Below are 1,589 nucleotides of genomic sequence, written 5' to 3' on the forward strand. Positions count from 1 at the left end.
TGGTCAAGAAACCGGGTCCAGTGATCAAGACCGCAGGGACAACGCTCGATTTCACTTATGCCGACCACTTCAAGCTGTCGGGCCGGACCGGCTACGAAACCTTGCTCTATGACATGATGACCGGCGACCAGACATTGTTCCAGCGCGCTGAGCAGATCGAGGCGGGCTGGGCCGCGGTCCAGCCGATCCTCGATGACTGGGTCAAGGACAAGGGCAGGCTTGAATCCTATGCACCAGGCAGCGCCGGCCCGGCCGGCGCAGATGCCCTACTCGAACGCGATGGCCGCTTCTGGCACAGGATCGGCCAATGATGCTGGGCCTCGTCATCTCCGACATCGACGGACTTTGGTTCGCAAGGACAAGAGCCTGGCGTCGGCGACGATTGCCCGGTCGCGGACCTACTATCTGGACGTCACCAACCCCTATGCCAACAAGCGAGCTGGCGTCGATGCCCTGGCGCGGGCGCTCGGCCACATGCCCAATGACCTGCCCTTTGCTCGTGCGCACCGGCCTATCGATCGCCATGGGCAAGGCGCCTGAGGAGATCCGTAGCGCAGCGCACTACATTTCAACCAGCGACGACAAAGATGGCATCGCCGATGCCATCGACGCATTTCTGCTGCCGCTTGTGGGAGGATCATCATGAAGCGACTGGCCGCTTTCGACCTCGAGGGAACGCTCGCGCTCAACAAGCAGCCGCTCGACGATGAAATGGCGGATCTGCTTACCCGCCTGCTCGACGTGACGATGGTAGCGATCATCTCCGGAGGCGACTGGCCGCAATTCGAGAAACAGGTGGTGTCGCGCATGCCCGCCCGTGCGCGGCTCGACAATTTTATCATCCAGCCGACCACGGGCACCAAGCTATATCGTCACGCCGACGGCCAATGGACGCGTATCTATGCCGATCTGTTCACCGGCGACGAAAGCCAGCGCATCCGCGAAGCACTGACCAAGGCGGTCGAGCAGGCGGGCTATGCAAACGAGAACATCTGGGGCGAGCAGATCGAGGATCGCGGCAGCCAGATCACATTCTCCGCGCTCGGTCAGCAGGCGCCGCTCGAGGCCAAGGACACGTGGGATCCCGATCACGCCAAGCGCAAGAAATTGCAGGCCCTGCTCCAGCCGTTGCTGCCAGGCTTTGCCATCAATATCGGCGGGGCGACATCGATCGACATCACCCGCGAAGGGATAGACAAGGCCTATGGCCTTAAGCGCCTTTCCGAGCAGACCGGCGTCGCACTCGACGAGATGATCTTCTTCGGTGACGCGATCTTCCCGGGCGGAAATGATTATCCGGCCAAGCATCTCGGGCTGGATACCGTGCGAGTCCGCGACGTTGCCGAAACCAAGTCGGTGGTTGGCGCGATCGCTGCCTGGCTGGTCTAGAAGCGCTACCGCCGATCCTTAACCAGTCCCGCTTTCGCACCCATACGACCCAGCTTCGCAGCGGTCCCACATTGTAGAGCCGACGGATCGCTTCAATGGTGCTGGAGCTGCTTGACCTCACTACGCCTGGGCGCGTTCGAGGAAACTCAGCTCGCCATGTCCGCCATCATCCGACAGCTGGCGGCGCAGTCCTTGCAGGT

The 1,589-nt window shown here is 61.7% G+C and carries 3 protein-coding genes and 1 pseudogene; all 4 read left to right on the plus strand.

Annotation, left to right across the window (positions count from 1 at the left end):
- Nucleotides 1–311, plus strand: a pseudogene (locus VMR39_RS26040) (glucose-6-phosphate dehydrogenase); the annotation flags it as partial.
- Nucleotides 312–345: 34 nt separating this feature from the next.
- A complete protein-coding gene (locus tag VMR39_RS26045) occupies nt 346–540 on the plus strand; it encodes a hypothetical protein (RefSeq protein ID WP_021243093.1) in 195 nt (64 codons plus the stop codon).
- On the plus strand, nt 524–646 hold the full coding sequence (locus VMR39_RS30565) for a hypothetical protein (RefSeq protein WP_021243092.1): 123 nt from the start codon (nt 524–526) through the stop codon (nt 644–646). The genes VMR39_RS26045 and VMR39_RS30565 overlap by 17 nt, the downstream gene beginning before the upstream one ends.
- Nucleotides 643–1,389: an HAD-IIB family hydrolase gene (locus VMR39_RS26050; RefSeq protein ID WP_325420706.1), complete on the plus strand. Its 747-nt coding sequence runs from the start codon at nt 643–645 to the stop codon at nt 1,387–1,389. Before VMR39_RS30565 ends, VMR39_RS26050 begins: the two co-directional genes overlap by 4 nt.
- Nucleotides 1,390–1,589: the final 200 nt, after the last annotated feature.

Origin of the sequence: Sphingobium sp. (genome assembly GCF_035511395.1) — a bacterium.
Taxonomy (GTDB): Bacteria; Pseudomonadota; Alphaproteobacteria; order Sphingomonadales; family Sphingomonadaceae; genus Sphingobium.